Origin of the sequence: Streptomyces sp. Pv4-95, assembly GCF_045782725.1 — a bacterium.
Classification (GTDB): Bacteria; Actinomycetota; Actinomycetes; order Streptomycetales; family Streptomycetaceae; genus Streptomyces.
Genome location: NZ_CP127172.1, coordinates 3,789,962 through 3,806,195, shown reverse-complemented (window position 1 = coordinate 3,806,195; position 16,234 = coordinate 3,789,962). Strand labels below are relative to the sequence as shown.

The following is a 16,234-nucleotide window of genomic DNA, read 5'->3' as shown; positions in this document are numbered from 1 at the left end:
TGCCGGGGTGGGGAGTTGAGGCTTTCGGTGGCTGAAGTCGGTTTGGGTTTCGCGGGTTTCGGCTTCTCGGTCTTTGTCTCAGCGGGGTCAACTCGGCCCGGGTCTTGTTGGCGGAATTTGATCCTGAGGGGGGAACCCTCTGATGTACGGCGTGCGTGATCGGGGTGGCACGGGGCGGCCTCGGGCAATGTCAACCGTGGCTCAGGTGGCTGCTGACCAGCAGTGCTGGGCCCGAACGGCGGTGGCCCGGGCGGCGGGTGTGCGCGTGGGCTTTCCGGTGCGAGATTCGGACAGCGGAATTCGCAGGAAATAAGCGGTGCTCGGAATTCTGCTTGAAGCGGTGTCGAAGCGGGCTGGACCCGGGTGGGAACTCCCGTTTTCCTGTGGCTGAATGAGCCGAGGAGAGCAACGACGCGGGGAGGGCACGGATGGACCGGGACATTCGCGGGGTGGACGACGTACTCAGGCTCTTGGACGGCCTGTTCGCGCCGGAGGCCGACAGCTGGACGAGCGACGCCGCCGCCTGGTGGGACAGTCTCTACGCGGACCGCTCCAGACCGGTGCCGTTCTTCGTGCCGAAGCCGGACGAGAACTTGGTCTCGTACCTCGATCGCGGGCTGATCACCCCGGGGCGGGCCCTCGACCTGGGGTGCGGAGCGGGCCGCAACGCCCTGCATCTGGCCTCGCTGGGCTTCGAGGTGGACGCGGTCGACCTTTCGTCGGCGGCCATCGCCTGGGCGGAGGATCGCGCCCGCGATGCGGGGGCCAAGATCCGCTTCCATTGCGGGGACGCCCTGGCCTCGGCCGGTACCGAACTCGGTGGCACCTACGATTTGATCTACGACTCCAGCTGCTTCCACCATCTGCCGCCGCATCGCCGGATCAGCTACCTCGATTTCCTCGACCGGGCCCTCGCTCCCGGCGGCCACCTCGCCATGACCTGTTTCGCGGCCGGGGGGATGGGATCGGAGCTCAGCGATACCGACTTCTACCGCCAGGCAGGACTCCAAGGCGGCATCTTCCACGGCGGCCTCGCCTACACGCCGGAGTCTTTGCGCTGGTTGTTCTCCGATCTCACGGAGGTCGAACTACGCCGTATGCAGGGGGAGTCACCTGAGTCCCTGTCCTTCGGTGAACCATTCCTGTGGACGGCCCTGTTCCGGCGGGACCGGCCCCAGCACGGACCTCGTCGATCAACGGGGCGTGGCCAAGAGGGATTTCAGGTCCCGTCCCGTACTGGACGTTTCCGTTCCGCACGCGGGTAGCCGACCCCCCCCCGCCGCGGACCCGCGCGGAGGGAATGCGGGCTTCCGTGACATCGGCAGTGGGCGCCACGGTTCGGGCATCCGGAATTCGGCATTCGGCGTCCGGTCCACCACCGACCGAATCCTTCGGTTTCCCTCGGTCAGTGGTGTGGAGCCGTGGCTGCGCGGCGAGTTGACGAGGGTGGTTCGCTTGGCGAGGCGACTCCGCCCAACCTGCCGGCGCAGTCCGGGCTCCTCGCTCCGCCGGAGGGGGGACGTGCCGCTCGGCCGGCCCACTGGAGATCATTCCGGGAGCGGCCCTCGGCCGGGCCCGGAAAGACTATGGAACGGCTTGAGCGAGCCTGGAGTTGCTCAGCTGTCCAAAAGGGGCCGCAGCCCGACGGCATAGGAGAGTTCTGGAAAATCACATCCGCTCGAGGCGTCGCAGGCCGAAACCGCTGCTCTGATATGCGCACGGCCCTCGCGGCAGCGGAATAGCCGGGAAGAACTTTTACTTTTCTTTGCCGAACTGACGGGATGTGGCTCGTGGGGGACAGGAGGCGATGATTGACAAACCGCGTGACTCGAATTTTACTCGGAGCGGCGCCTAGCTGACTCTGGCATGACCATAGCGCGCCGCGACGATTCATGTACGGATGGGGGAAACGGCATGGACATCGAACTACTGGGCGTGTTAAGGGTCAGAGAGAATGGCGTCTCGGTGACGCCGACCGCCCCGAAGGCGCGTCAGGTGCTGGCCATGCTCGCGCTGCGTGCCGACCACCTGGTGCCCGTGTCCGAGTTGATAGGTGAGCTCTGGGGCGAGCAGGCTCCGCGCAGCGCCCGCACCACCCTCCAGACGTACATATTGCAGCTGCGCGAGAAGATCTCGACCGCGATCGGGAGCGACCCGGAGGGCTCTGCGCCGCGCACCGCCAAGGACGTACTGGTCACCTCGGCGGGCGGCTACATCCTGAACACGGCGGGTGGCCGTAGCGACGTCCGCGAGTTCGAGCGGCTGGCCGGGACGGGCTACCGGTCCATGGACTCCGGCGACTTCGAGGGAGCCGCACGGCAGCTGCGCGAAGCGCTCACGCTGTGGACCAGCTCCGCCCTCGCCGACGTCCAGGCCGGGGGAGTGCTGGAGATGGAGATCAAGCGTCTTGAGGAGACGCGGCTCTGCGCCCTCGACCAACGCATCGAGGCCGACCTGCGCCTCGGGCGTCACCGTGAGCTGCTGGGCGAACTCACCGTCCTGGCCAGCCGCTATCGCACGCACGAGACCTTGCACGGCCAACTCATGCTGGCCTTTCACCGATCGGGCAGGCGGAGCGAGGCGCTGGACGTGTACCAGCGGCTGCGCAACACCCTGGTGCGGGAACTCGGTCTCGAACCGTCATCGAGGCTGCGCCGGGTGCAGCAGTCGATCCTGATGGCCGGGCCGGAACCGACTCTGGACGCGGCGGTTCTGGGATCGGACGAGAGCCTCAGCCGCGTGGGCTGACGCCCCGCGGGTGGTGCCGGCCGGCGATGTCCGTGCCGGCGGTGTGTACACGCCGCCGGTATCCGCGTCGCCGGTGTTCGTGTTCGCGTCGGCGGGTGTGTGCTGACGGCGTATGGACGTCGAGCGGGTCGTGCGCCCGTCCGCCGGGCCGGCTTCTCCGGCTCGCTGTGATGTGACTCAAGTCACTGCTCTGGCAGGCTGGTTGGGGCGCAGGGCGCAGTGGCTGCGGTGGTGATCGCGCCTGCTGCGGCTTGTGGGCGCCGGGGCGCTGAAGTCGACCGGAGTGGCCCCCGGCGCGCCCGTGTGCGCCCCGCCTCCCCGGAGGGTCGGGCGTCCGCGGCGGACGTGGTGAGAGGCCCGTCGCGCTCGGCGTGAGTGTGGCCGGGGCCATCGACGCGGCCGAGGGTGGCGGCTCGTACGGAGTGGCCTTTCGGGGTCCTGTCTGTGTACGTGGCGGGGGCACCCGCCATCGGATTCTTCTCGTGCACCCAATGCGGTGCCCCATGCCTGCCCAATGGGTCGCCCGATGAGTTGTATTGGGCAACCAACCGACGCGTCCCCCCTCGAAAGCCTTGGCCGGGAGCGGCCGTGAGGGGGCGCTCCGGAGGTCGCTGGGAAGCAAGTTGAGACGCGCTTGACGAAGGCTCAAGGAATCCGGGGAGCGGTGCCGTGGCGGCTAGGGTTCCCGAAGTCGTACATCTTCTTCGGACAAGCAATTCGATGAAATCTCGACGGCGAAAAATGGGGGCCGGTAAATGAGGATTCAAATTCTGGGTTCACTGAGGGCCGAAATCGATGGCGTCTCCATCGTGCCTACGGCCGGAAAACCGCGACAGATACTGTCGCTGCTCGCAGTATGTCCCGGCCGTGTGATGCCGGTTTCCACGCTGATGGAAGAAATTTGGGACACCGCCCCTCCCTGCAGCGCGGTCACCACATTGCAGACCTACATTCTCCAGTTGAGGCGCAGGCTGGGGGCTGCCATGCGGCCCGGCTTCCCGGGCACCGCCAAGGACGTGCTCGCCACCTCGCACGGCGGGTATCTCCTGCAGGTCCCGCCGGAGAGTACGGACGTGTACGCCTACGAGCGGCTGGCGGCAGCGGGCTGCGCGGCATTCGAGGCGGGCGACAACGAACGCGCCGCGGACACCCTGCGACGGGCGCTGGATCTGTGGCGGGGGAAGGCGCTGGTCGATGTGCGCGTCGGCCCCGTTCTGGCCATCGAGGCGGTCCGGCTGGAGGAGAGCAGGCTGGTCACCCTGGAGCGGCGCATCGACGCCGATCTGCGGCTGGGCCGGCATACGGAACTGATCGCGGAACTGCGGGAACTGATCGCACGCCAGCCGCAGCACGAAGGTCTGCATTCGCAGGCCATGGTGGCGCTGTACCGCTCCGGCCGGCAGGCCGCGGCCCTCGACGTCTACCGAAAGCTGCGTATGAGGCTGATCGAGGAACTGGGCGTCGAGCCGTCGCCGCCGCTGCAGCGCCTGCACCAGGCGATGCTCACCGTGGACCCCGCCCTGGACATGGCCGCCGGCCCCCGGCGCAGCTCGACCTTCGACTTCTACGCCGCCTGACTCCCCCCGTTGCGGCCGCTTCGAGCCTGCCTCTAGTGGCGTCGGCGAGCCTGATGGTCCACGGATAGCCATAGGCCGAGGAGTGGCGGAGATGGCGGAGACAGCACCATCCTTGCGGCTGTACTGCTTCTCCCACGCAGGTGCCGGCACCTCGGCCTTCCGGGGCTGGGCGCGCAGCGTGGGACCAGGTGTCGAGCCGGTCCCGGTCCTTCTGCCGGGCCGCGAGGGCCGGCGTCGTGAGCCCCGTCTGACGGATCCTGACGCGCTGGCGGCCGATCTGCTGGATCGCCTCGGCGTCGAGCCAGGCCGGCCGTTCGCCCTGTACGGCCACAGTCTGGGCGCGTTGGTCGTCCACCGCCTGGCACGGGCCATGGAGGAGAAGGGGGCGCCGCTGCCCGCGCTCATCGCGGTCGGTGCCTGCCCACCACCGGATGCGGCGAACGAGCTCTCCGACAGCAGCGAGTGTTCCGACGAGGACCTGATGGACCGGCTCCGCGACCTGGGCCTCCTGCCGGACGGGGCGGAGCACAACGGGTACTGGCGCCGGGCGGTGATGCCGGTGCTCCGGGACGATCTGCGCCTGGCACACGCTCTGCGTGGCGCCGCCTGCGGAGCTTCGGCCACGCGGGGGCCGCTGCGGGTCCCGCTGCTCGCGGTCTCCGGGGAGGGAGACCTGCTGGCACCCCCGGAGCTGGTCGCCGGCTGGAGGCGTTGGAGCGTTGCGCCGGTGGTGACCCGCACCGTCTCCGGCGACCACTTCTTCGTACGGGGCAGTGGGCTGCCGCGCCTTGTGGGCCGTGCGTGTCGTGTGGTGCAGCGGCTGGGCGGTACCGGCGCCGCGCGCGAGCAGGTCCCGCACGGCCGGGGGCGTACCGATCCGTGTGACGAGTCCGCACGGCTCGGCCTGCGAGCGGCTGTGGGAAGCCCCGTCACGAGCGCCGTGACGAGCGCTGCGAAAAGCCCTGTGCAATCACTGTGAAAGGCCATGTGAAGAGCCCTGACCTGACCGATTCAACCTGCCTGAAGGCGCCGGCGCCGGAGGAAGACCTGGGCGTGCCGGCACGAGAAGAGAGAGGCATCATCATGCAGCAGTTCGACATCACCGCTCTGCTCGCCTTGCTGCGCGACAGCGCGGGCGAGAGCGACACCAACGACTTGGAGGGTGACGTCCTGGACGTCCCGTTCGGCGAACTCGGCTACGACTCGCTGGCGCTCCTTCAGGTCACCGGGGTCATCGAGCGCGACTCCGGCGTCACGCTGGATGACGAGGCGCTGGACGAGGCCGAGACTCCTCGGCAGTACCTCGCGGTCGTCAACCGCGTACTGTCCTCCCGCACCGTGGCCTGAGCCCCGGTATCCGCACGGAGTTCGAAGCGGCAGGGGCCTCGCAGCCCCTGCCGCTTCTCCGTTGCGGCCCTCCGAGGGCGCGGCCGGTGCCAAAGCGCGGTTCGAATCCCGTTCCACCAGGTCACGAGCGGCATCTCCGAGGATCGTCGCAAGTGTCGCAGCGCGCAGGTCTCGGGGCAGGGGGTGAACCGTCGTGGACGACCGGATCGCCGCACTGCGCCGTGCCGCTCGCCTGGACGCGCTGCTCGGTGACCCCTACGACCCGGCCAACGCCCACGGTTTCCGGTCGTTCCTCGCCGCCGACATGGAGCACCGTCCGCCGGAGGCGGCCGAGTCGCTGCTGGCGGAAGCGGGGTTGGCGGCCGAATTCGTGCCTGCTCGCTACGGTGGCGCGCTGACCCGGGCAGACCTGCTTCTGCGGGTGCTGCGTCCCGTCTTCCGGCGTGATGTCGCCCTCGGTTTCGGGTGCGGCCTCACGTCGCTGTTCGCCGCTTCCGCGGTGTGGGCCGCGGGCACCGACGCACAGCGGCGCTCCACCGCCCGGCTTCTGCTGGACGGCGGGCGGGCCACCGTCGCGCACCCCGGGCTCGCCCCGGCAGGGGGAGTTCGGCGGGACGCGTTCACCGTGCGGCGGCCGGCTGCCGGGGGACTGTCCCTCAGCGGCCGGAGGGACGTGCTCATCGATGCCGCGCGGGCGGACAGGTTTGTCGTTCACGCGCGCACCACCGCAGACCCTGGGGCGCGCGACCACTCCGTGTTCCTGCTCGACCCTGCCGGGCTCCCGGGCGGCCGGGTGCACCGGTTGCCGCGGGTCGCGACAGAGGGGCTCCGCTCCGCGGTCTTCTCCGGGCTGCGGTTCGTCAACTGCCCGTTGGGGGACGACGCATTGGTGGGCCGGCCCGGCGAGGGGGCCACCCTGGCCCTCCGTACGCATCAGGTCAACCGGTGCCTCGTCGCCGGAGCCGCGACCGCGGCCGTCGACCCCGTACTGCGCTCCGCGGTACGGGCCGCCACCGAAGGGCGCGTCGGACCGCCCGCCCGGCGCTGGCACCGCCCGCTCGCGGGGGCCTTCAGCGATCTACTGGCCTGCGATGCCATGGCCACGGTGTGCCTGCGGGCGATGAGCCTGCTGCCCGGCCGGGCGCACGTCCCGGCGGTGGCCGCCACGTATGTGATTCCCACCCTGCTGGAGGACGCTCTGGAGGAACTCTGCGCGGTGCTCGGCCCGGGCGGCCGGCGGGACGGCGGTCTCGCCCATGGCATTCTCGCCAAACTGGGGCGCGACCTGCCGGCCGCCGGCATCGGACGCGTCGGCGCCGCCTCCTGCCAGGCAGTGATCGTTCCCCAGCTGAGCACGCTGGCGGCCGGCTCCTGGTTGGCGGAGGAGGAACCGCCGCCCGCACTGTTCCGTGACCGGGCCGACCTGCCGCCGCTGGACCACCGTCTGCTGCCCTTCGCCGGAGGCCGGGACTTCCTGGCCGCGTCCCTTGCCGGCTCAGCGGACCGGCTCACCCGTGGTCGGTCGGCCGGCGGCCGGACCGCCCTCCTCGGCCGGCTGGCCGAGGAGTTCCTCGGTGAACTACGTGTGCTGCGCGAGCAGTGTGCCGCCCTGCCCGCCCGGTCGGGTGGCGCCCTGTCGCGTCCTGCCGCGGCGGCGTTGTGCGACCGGTACGCGCTGGTGGTCACGGCCGCCGCGGTCCTGGGGGTCTGGGAGGCGCAGGAAGGGGACGCCCCGTTCCTGGCCGACCCCGACTGGGCAGTTCTGGCGCTGTCCCGGCTCGGTCGACGGCTGGGCCTCAGGGCGCCGGACGTTCCGGACGACTGCGTCGGCGGCGTACTCGACGAACTGCTGCGCCGTGAAAGGGCGGGACACGGCCTCGACCTCGACGGCGTTCCCCTCTCGCTGTGACGTGTCCCGGAAGGGGGCCACATTGACGGCGGACGCGCCGCGCCTGACGCCACCCGTGTACATAGGCGGACCGGCCGGCCCATGGCACACAGTGCGAGAGGGCTTTCAGCGGGACGGCAATGTGGTCGCCTACACCACCTCGGGGGAATGGCTGAGCGCGGTCACCACCGATCCTCGGATGCGGCAGGTGCTCGGCCGTGACCGGCAGCGCTACCGGGATGCCACCGAGCCCGTGGTGCGCCACCGGTTCGCCGCCCGGCTCGCCCTCAAGTACACGGCGGCGGCCGCGCTGGGCACCGAGGCCGTGGAACTCGACCTCGCATACAAGACCGGTGGGCGCCCGCACCTTCGCGGGCTTCGCCATGTCGATGTGAGTCTCACCCACACCGGGGAGTTCGTCGCGGTGGGCGTCAGCCGCCTCGGCAGGATCGGCGTCGACGCGGAACCGCTGTCGCGTGCCCTGTCCTTCGATGTGCTGCTGGACCGTGTGTGCACCCCCGCCGAACGGGCCGTGCTGCAAGCGCTCGACGTACCCGATCGGAGGGCCGCGATGCTGCGCCTGTGGACGCTCAAGGAGTCCTACACCAAGGCACTCGGGCAGGGCCTGCGCCTGCGGTTCACCGACTTCGACCTGTCGGCCTGTATCGAGCGGGACGTGCCGGAAGCCCATGGCACGGGTCTGCTCGCGCCGGACGGTACTCCGGCCGTCCGCGGCGCATGGGGATTCGGCACCTATCGGGCCCTGCGACGGTGGCTGATCAGTGTGGCCTGCCACGCCCACGGCCCGGCACCCGGGGCCGCCGCCCACGGCATCGCCGACGACCGGTCGATGGCTCTGGTCTCGGGGCTGCTGTCCGGAGATCCGCACCCGTCGCACGAGGGTGTCGGTCCCGCTCAGGGTCCACCCCAGGGGCTGAAAGCGTGGGGTTCGACGGGCGGCCCTCGGACTCGCTGATCTAACGTTCCCAGAGCGCTCACGCAGGAGCGCGAGGAGGTAAGCCGGGCCGACGCCCACACATCACCAGGAGGGGGCGCATGGCCAGCAGCCGTTCCACGGAGGCTTCGATGACCGTGGTCGCCGTAGGCCCGGTCCTCGAACTCCACGGCGCTCTGGACCCCGCCGCACTGGAGAGGGCCCTTGAGTGCGTCGTCGCGCGCCATCGGGGTCTGCGCACCTGGTGCATCAGCGCCGACGGCGCCGTCGACCTCCAGGAGGACGGCGTACTGCACGCTCATCTGGAGCGGCACGGCAGCGCCCACCACACCGTGCGCCTCGTCGGCCGGCCCAACGGGCCGTCCGGGCAGCCGATGCGGGACCTGCATGCGGGGATGCTCGCCGATCTGCTGACCTCGTCGGCCGCATCCGTGGAACTGAGTCCCGGTCAGCGTGATGTGCTGCGCTCCGCGCCCGGCGGAGCGGCCCGTGCGCACCACAGTGTGCTGCTGCGGCTGGCCGGCCCCGTCGAGGAGGAGGTGTTGCGGCGGGCCCTCCGTGCCGTCATGGCCGCCCACCCGATGCTGTCCGCCCGCATTCCGCTGACGCCCGAGGGGCGGATGCCGCTGACCACCGACATGGACGGCGGGACCGGGCGGTACGACCCGCTGCGGACCGTGGAGTTGACCGGCCGCGCCCCGTTCGAGCAGGCGGTCGCCGCGACCCGCCGCGGCCTCGCCCCGCACACCGGCGTGCTGCTGCGCGCCTTACTCGTCCGGGACCGGGGCAAAAAGGTTTCGGCCCATGATGACCTGCTGTTCCTCGCCGTTCACGACCTCGGCGCCGACATGACGTCCTGGCGCATCCTGCTGGAGGATCTGGACGCGGCGCTGGACGCGCTCGCCGCAGGCACACCGCCGCGACTGGAGAGCGACGCGGGCAGGTTCGAGGAATGGGCCGAGCGGCAGCGCGCGCTGACGGCCGAACCCGAGGCAGTCACCCGCGGTCGTGACGCACCCGATGGCGGGTCCGCCGCTTCCCTCCTGGCCACACCGGGAGCCAAGCGGCCACAGGCGCGCCGCACCGACTTCGTGCTGTCGGCCGGAGAGACCACGGCGCTCACCGAGGTCCTTCCGGCCCGATACGGCCTCTCCGTCGTGGAACTGCTCGCGGGGGCCTTCGGCCAGGCCCTGGCCCGCACGAGTGAGACCCACGACGTCGTGTTCGACATACGCACCGACGGGCGCGAGGGCCTCCCCGGACACGCCCGCGCCCTCGGCCCGTACACCCGTGTCCGTTCCGTGCGGTTCGACAGTGACCGGCATGTGGCGCCCGATCGCTACCTTGCCGCCGTCGTGCCCGCGTTCACGGATGACGGTGGCCCGTCCGGCTGCTTACGCGCCGACCCTCCCCTTCCCGGCGAGGCGCCCCCGGCGTCGGCCTGCTTCACCCACCACTTACCGGCCCAACTCTTGCCGCACTGCACTCATTTCACACCGGCCGACAACGGGGCACCGAAGCTGCGGCCCGAACCGGCCGACAGCGCATCCGTGTACGAGATAGAGGTCTCCAGCCACGTCGAGGACGGCAGACTGCACGTCAGGACCGAGTGGTACCCCCACTCCGGGGCCCGTGCCGATGAGATCCGCGTCGACGTACTGATCGGCCATCTGCGCCCGTTGCTGATGGAGTTGGCGCGCTCGGGGAAGGCCGGGGGGTCCGTTCCCCCCGTCGGCCCGACCGTCGCCGCCACGCCCCGTCAGCGCGAGCTGCTCAGTCAGTCCCTGGCCCACCCCGGTGCGGGCCACCACGTCGAACAGCTCCACTGGACCTGGCACGGGCCGTTGGACCGCGAGCGCTTCACCGCCGCATGGCAATCCGTGTTCGACAACGAGGCACTTCTGCGCGCCGCCTGGGACCGCACCCACTCCCGCGTCGTGCTGCACGGCCGGGCCACCGTCCAGGTCGTCCGTCTGTCGCACAACGATGTCAGCTGGGCCCGGCTCCTGGAGCGTGACCGCAGCCGCGGGGTCGACCCGCACCGCCCCGGGGCGCTGCGGATCACCTTGTTCGAGGACGACCCGGGCGACGGCGGAGCGGTGGGCATGACGCGGGTCCTGCTCACCTACCACCACGCGCTCCTCGACAGCTGGAGCATCCAGCTGCTCCTGTTCGCGTTCTACCGCGCATATCTCCACGACGGCTACCTGGGCGGCGGCGAACGCCGTCCCGACCTGCGCGATTACACGCGCTGGCTCAGCGGGCAGGACCTTTCCCCGGCGCGCAGGTTCTGGTCGGAGAGGGCCTGGGAGCCGGGTATGGCGCTGCACCCGGCCCGAGCCGGGGCGCCCACCGGTCTCACCGGGTTCGGACGCCTGTCGCGACGACTGCCACGGCCCGAAGCGGTACGGCTCGTCCACTGGGCCGCCTCGTGGGGCGTCACCGAGGCCACCGCGTTGCAGGCCGCCTGGGCCCTGTTGCTGCACCGCGCCACCGGCGACCGCGGCCCGACCACGGTGGGCTTCGGAGTCTCGGTCGCCGGCCGTGCCATCGCTCTCCAAGGTGTCGAGCATCTGCCGGGGCCGTTGCGGGGCATCCTGCCGATGACCGTCAGGGTCGATCCCACGGCCGGACTGCCCCAACTGCTGGATGCCCTGCGCGACAGAACCATCGACATCTCGGCGTACGAATGGGTGAGCACGGAGCACATCCGCCAATGGAGCGGCTGCCCGACCACTGACGGGCTCTTCGGCACCGCCCTCGTCTTCGAATCCCACCGGCGTCCGCCCGAATACCTCGTGGCGGAACTCGCCGCCCACGGCATCCGGGTCGAGCCGCCGCGCAGCACCGGCGCAGGCAGCACGCTGCCGATCAGGCTGACCGCGTCTTTCGACCCTCTCGGGGCTCTTGTGGTGACCGCGGTCTACGACCGGGTCCGGTTCGACGACGAACAGGCGGCGAAGATCCTCGCCCAGAGCATGCAGCTGCTGCGGGAGTTCATGGACGTTGCCGACAGCGCCAGGCCCATCGCATCGGTCCTGGAGGCGCTGCACGGCGCCGAGGTGCCCCGGATGGCGGAGGGGACTGCGGGACGGGACCTCGGCGTGTTCACGGAGTTGCGCGAGGGCGAAGGCCCTGACGCGGGGACCGTCTGTCTCGTCCCGCCGGCCGGTGCGACGTATGCCTGCTACAGCACGCTCGTGCCCAGCCACACCGGCCCCGAACGGCTGCTCGCCCTGCGCTCGGCGACCGAAGCGCCCGATGCGGCGGCGGAGGCACTGCGCACGCTGCTGCCGCCCGACCGCCGCCTCCTTCTGGCCGGCTGGTCGGGCAGCGGACACCCCGCGCACGAGATCGCCCGTCGGGTGACCGGGGCGGACGCGCCCGGTCCGCTCGTGGTGACGTACGGGGGAGGGCCGGCCGACGCGGACGGTTTGGCGCGCACGCTCATGCGTCTGACGAGGGAGCCCGAAAAGGGCACAGGACCGGACGGCGGTGGCGGTCACCAGGCCGGCCACGGGCCCGAGATCGGAGCGCATCGCTGAGCGGTGACCGCCCGGCGTCCATGCGCCCTGCGGCCGGTCCGCGTGCGGAGCGCAGGCCCTCCAGTGCGTCTCCAAGTGCTCTTGAGCCTCATGAATGACCGTGGTGCGAGTGCGACATCGCGTACCACGAGTGTGAGGAGGCGGGTCCATGCCCATCTGGACGACCTGGTCCTTGGTACGGGGCAGGCCCATGGGCTTCTGGTCGGCATCGACCGCTCTCCTGCGGTGGATCGGCCGGATGCTGGCCACGGCCGGTGCCATGTGGTCACCCGTGCCCCTGCCCGTCGATCCGGCCGAGGAGCGGACGCTGTCCCAGCCTCCGCCGGGCCACCCGGAGCGGTTCTGCCCGTCCGTGCCGCTCAGCGCCGAGGAACAGGACCTGGCACGCCGGCTGGCGAGCCCGAAGGAGAGCGCGTGACCACCGAGACCGAGGGTGCGGTACGAGACCGATTGGCCGAACTCGCCCAGTTGAAGGAACTGGCCGCTCAGGGACCTGATGAGCAGGCCACCGCCCGTCAGCACGCCAAGGGGAAGCTGACCGCCCGAGAGCGTATCGACCTGCTGTTGGACGAGGGATCGTTCCACGAGATCGAGGCGCTGCGCAGGCATCGCGCGACCGGATTCGGCCTTGAGGACAAGCGCCCCCACTCCGACGGTGTGATCACCGGGTGGGGCACCGTCCACGGCCGCACCGTCTTCGTCTATGCCCATGACTTCCGGATCTTCGGTGGCGCGCTGGGCGAGGCCCACGCCCAGAAGATCCACAAGGTGATGGACCTGGCGCTGGCCGCCGGAGCGCCCCTGGTGTCCCTCAACGACGGGGCCGGCGCCCGTATCCAGGAGGGGGTCGCCGCGCTCGCCGGATACGGCGGCATCTTCCAGCGCAACACCCGGGCCTCCGGCGTGATCCCGCAGATCTCCGTGATGCTCGGCCCCTGCGCGGGCGGCGCCGCCTACTCGCCCGCGCTCACCGACTTCGTGTTCATGGTCCGTGAGACCTCGCAGATGTTCATCACCGGACCGGACGTCGTCAGGGCCGTCACCGGTGAGGAGATCAGCCAGAACGGTCTCGGCGGGGCCGATGTCCATGCGTCCGTCTCCGGCGTCGCGGCCTTCGCCTACGACGACGAGGCCGCCTGCCTGGAGGACGTGCGCTTCCTGCTCACCCTGCTGCCGTCCAACAACCGCGAGACGGCGCCCCGCCGGCCCACGGCGGACCCGGCCGACCGGCTCACCGAGGCGCTGCGGGAGATGGTCCCGGCCAACGGCAACCAGGCGTACGACATGCGGGCGGTGATCGAGGAGATCGTCGACGACGGCGAGTACTTCGAGATCCAGCCGGACTGGGCCGCCAACATCGTCTGCGCGCTGGTGCGGCTCGACGGTCATGTCACGGGCATCGTCGCCAACCAGCCGTCCGCGTTCGCCGGGGTCCTCGACATCCACGCGAGTGAGAAGGCCGGGCGCTTCGTGCAGTTCTGCGACGCCTTCTCCATCCCCTTGGTGACCCTCGTCGACGTACCCGGCTTTCTGCCGGGGGTCGACCAGGAACACGGCGGCATCATCCGGCACGGTGCCAAGCTGCTGTACGCCTACTGCAACGCAACCGTCCCGCGGGTGCAGGTGATTCTGCGCAAGGCCTATGGCGGCGCGTACATCGTCATGGACTCGCGCTCCATCGGTGCGGACATCTCGCTCGCGTGGCCGACCAACGAGATCGCGGTCATGGGGGCCGAGGGGGCCGCGAATGTGATCTTCCGCCGGGAGATCGCCGCGGCCGACGACCCGGACGCGGTACGGGCACAGAAGATCAAGGAGTATCAGTCCGAGCTGATGCACCCGTACTACGCGGCGGAGCGCGGCCTCGTGGACGACGTGATCGACCCGGCGGACACCCGATCTGCCCTCACCGGCGCACTCGAAATGCTCCGGTCGAAGTACGCGGAGATGCCGTCGCGCAAGCACGGCAATCCGCCGGCATGACGCGGGAGGCCGGACGGTGACCATCTGGCGTATCACCGGGGGCAGCCCCCGCGCCGAGGAGACTGCCGCCCTGACCGTGGTGCTGACGGCCCTCCTGGCCGGGCGAGCGGCTGCCGCGGAAGCGGCGGCCACCGAGGACGGCAACGCGCCCTCAGGCTGGCACCGCGCGCACACCAACCCGCACCGGGCCGCCGGCACGTGGCGCAGCAGGTGACTCCTGCTCCCCCGCCGCGTGCTGCAGAGCCGTTCGAGTTCGGCTCCAGCACGCGGTGACAGCGTATCGACGGCACACGACGCAACCCGAGACCCACGGCAGGAGCATCGACATGAACGACGCGAGGCTGGTCGGAACCTGGACCACGGAGCTTGACGACGACGGCAAGTCCGTGTTCGGACTGGCGTCCTTCACCGGTGACGGCGGCGTCACCTGCTACCAGGTCAACGCCAAGAACATCGGACTGGGCAACTGGGAGTCCACCGGGCCGGACTCGTTCCAGTACAACTTCCACATCCTCGCCGTCAGCCCCGAGGGCGAGCACGTCGGCGAGGCGCATGTGTTCGTGACCGGCGAATTCGTCTCCGACGACCGCTGGGAGGGCACCGGTGGTGCCAACTTCTACTCGCCCAGCGGCAAGTTGCTGCGCGGCCACGAGGGATCCAAGGTAGGCGCCCGCAAGTTCGGCATCGACAAGTAGACCGCACGGCGCACCCGCCTCGTATCCCGGACCGGGACGTTACGGAGGAAAGACCCATGCTGCGGGACCAACTCAAGGGTGAGCTCGTTCTCCCGTCCGATCCGGGCTACCAGCTCGCCAAGCAGTTGCAGAACACCGAGTACGACGCGATCTCCCCGAGCGGCATCGCCTACTGCCACTCCCCAAAGGACGTCGTCGCCTGTGTGCGCCACGCCCAGGAGGCAGGGGTCCCGGCGCATGTGCGCGGTGGCGGGCACAGCTACAACGGCTGGTCCACCGGCACGGGCCTGGTCATCGATGTCTCCCGGATGAACCACGCCGTCGCCGAGGGCCCCACGGTGCGCATCGGCGGCGGCGTCCAGTCCCTCGACGCGCTCGACGCCCTCGCGCCCCAGGGCCGTCAGATCATCAGCGGCACCTTTCCCACCGTGGGCCAGGGGGGCTTTCTTACCGGCGGCGGACTGGGCTGGCAGACCCGCAAGTTCGGCGTCGGCTGCGACCGGATCGTCTCCGCGCAGGTCGTCCTCGCCGACGGCCGGGTCGTCCGGGCATCCGCGGACGAGAACCCGGACCTGTACTGGGCGCTGAGGGGCGGGGGCGGCGGGAACTTCGGCGTCGTCACCGAGTTCGAGCTGCGCCCTGTCGACGCCCCGAGGCTGACCGGCTTCGAGACCCTGTGGTCGTACGACGACGCGGCGAACGTGCTGGTCGCCTGGCAGAACTGGGCCGTCGAGGGCTCCGAGGACCTCGGCACGTCCTTGGTGGTGCTGCCCGGCATGTTCGGGCCGGGTGGCCGGCCGGTCGTGAAGATCTGGGGCGTGCACCACGGCCTGCCCGAGGACCTGGAGCGTGCCCTCGACGAGCTCACCGAGCGTGCCTGTACCAAGCCGATGCACCGCGAGGTCGGCGCGCCGGGCCCGTACGCCGACGTGATGCACGAGGCGCTGTGCGGCTCCAAAACCGTCCAGCAGTGCCACCGCACCGGGACCCACCCCGACGCGGAGGGGCACCGTCACCCCTACACCCGTCAGGCCTACCGGCTCACCGGGAGGGCGGCGAACCTCGCCGAGGCCGATGCCCTGCTGCAGGCGTGGAATCCGGACCTGGACGGTGAGCGCTACCTTCTGTGCATGGCCCTGGGCGGCGCCGCCAACCGCGTGGACCGTGCCGAGACCGCTTATGTGCACCGTGACGCACAGTTCCTCACCGGTTTCCAAAGGGCTACCCGGGACGATGAGTTGGCCGCTCAGGCCCCGGCCGAGTACGACCGGTGGGCCGACAACTGCCGACAGGCCCTCGCTCCGCTGGCGGTCGGCTCGTACATCAACTTCCCGAACTCCCGGGTACCGGCCGAGTGGGAGAGCGAGTACCACGGGGAGAACGCGCCCCGCCTGGGTGAGATCAAGCGGGCCTACGACCCTGACGGGTTCTTCCGGCACGCGCAGAGCCTCGGCGAGGCGACGCCGGCCGGCTGAACACCGGACGGGGCCATCGGG

General features: G+C 70.6%; 13 protein-coding genes. All 13 read left to right on the top strand.

Going from position 1 to position 16,234, the window contains the following annotated elements:
* The first annotated feature begins 428 nt into the window (after positions 1-428).
* The 13 genes from QOM21_RS16720 (at position 429) to QOM21_RS16660 (ending at position 16,213) form a co-directional block, all read left to right on the top strand.
* On the top strand, positions 429-1,265 hold the full coding sequence (locus QOM21_RS16720; protein WP_407550964.1) for a class I SAM-dependent methyltransferase: 837 nt from the start codon (positions 429-431) through the stop codon (positions 1,263-1,265).
* Between the two features lie 649 nt (positions 1,266-1,914).
* Positions 1,915-2,748: a BTAD domain-containing putative transcriptional regulator gene (locus tag QOM21_RS16715; protein ID WP_407550962.1), complete on the top strand. Its 834-nt coding sequence runs from the start codon at positions 1,915-1,917 to the stop codon at positions 2,746-2,748.
* A gap of 755 nt (positions 2,749-3,503) precedes the next feature.
* Entirely contained in the window at positions 3,504-4,325 is an 822-nt protein-coding gene (locus QOM21_RS16710; RefSeq protein ID WP_407550960.1) for a BTAD domain-containing putative transcriptional regulator, read from the top strand.
* A gap of 91 nt (positions 4,326-4,416) precedes the next feature.
* Positions 4,417-5,304, top strand: a complete 888-nt coding sequence (locus tag QOM21_RS16705) for a thioesterase II family protein (protein ID WP_407550958.1) — start codon at positions 4,417-4,419, stop codon at positions 5,302-5,304.
* Positions 5,305-5,378: 74 nt separating this feature from the next.
* A complete protein-coding gene (locus tag QOM21_RS16700; RefSeq protein ID WP_407550957.1) occupies positions 5,379-5,672 on the top strand; it encodes an acyl carrier protein in 294 nt (97 codons plus the stop codon).
* A gap of 193 nt (positions 5,673-5,865) precedes the next feature.
* On the top strand, positions 5,866-7,581 hold the full coding sequence (locus QOM21_RS16695) for an acyl-CoA dehydrogenase (RefSeq protein WP_407550955.1): 1,716 nt from the start codon (positions 5,866-5,868) through the stop codon (positions 7,579-7,581).
* A gap of 91 nt (positions 7,582-7,672) precedes the next feature.
* Entirely contained in the window at positions 7,673-8,536 is an 864-nt protein-coding gene (locus tag QOM21_RS16690; RefSeq protein WP_407550953.1) for a 4'-phosphopantetheinyl transferase family protein, read from the top strand.
* Positions 8,537-8,616: 80 nt separating this feature from the next.
* A complete protein-coding gene (locus QOM21_RS16685) occupies positions 8,617-12,060 on the top strand; it encodes a condensation domain-containing protein (protein WP_407550951.1) in 3,444 nt (1,147 codons plus the stop codon).
* A 148-nt stretch (positions 12,061-12,208) separates the two neighbouring features.
* Positions 12,209-12,478, top strand: coding sequence for a DUF6059 family protein (locus QOM21_RS16680; protein ID WP_407550949.1), 270 nt, complete (start codon positions 12,209-12,211; stop codon positions 12,476-12,478).
* Positions 12,475-14,043, top strand: a complete 1,569-nt coding sequence (locus tag QOM21_RS16675; RefSeq protein WP_407550947.1) for an acyl-CoA carboxylase subunit beta — start codon at positions 12,475-12,477, stop codon at positions 14,041-14,043. Before QOM21_RS16680 ends, QOM21_RS16675 begins: the two co-directional genes overlap by 4 nt.
* Before the next feature lie 16 nt (positions 14,044-14,059).
* Positions 14,060-14,257: an acyl-CoA carboxylase epsilon subunit gene (locus tag QOM21_RS16670; RefSeq protein ID WP_407550945.1), complete on the top strand. Its 198-nt coding sequence runs from the start codon at positions 14,060-14,062 to the stop codon at positions 14,255-14,257.
* Positions 14,258-14,369: 112 nt separating this feature from the next.
* The gene (locus QOM21_RS16665; RefSeq protein WP_407550943.1) at positions 14,370-14,738 is read left to right on the top strand and encodes a hypothetical protein; all 369 of its coding nucleotides are present in this window, start codon (positions 14,370-14,372) and stop codon (positions 14,736-14,738) included.
* Between the two features lie 56 nt (positions 14,739-14,794).
* Positions 14,795-16,213 carry an FAD-binding oxidoreductase gene (locus QOM21_RS16660; protein WP_407550942.1) on the top strand — a complete coding sequence of 473 codons (1,419 nt, stop codon included), beginning with the start codon at positions 14,795-14,797 and terminating at the stop codon, positions 16,211-16,213.
* The last annotated feature ends 21 nt before the right edge of the window (positions 16,214-16,234 follow it).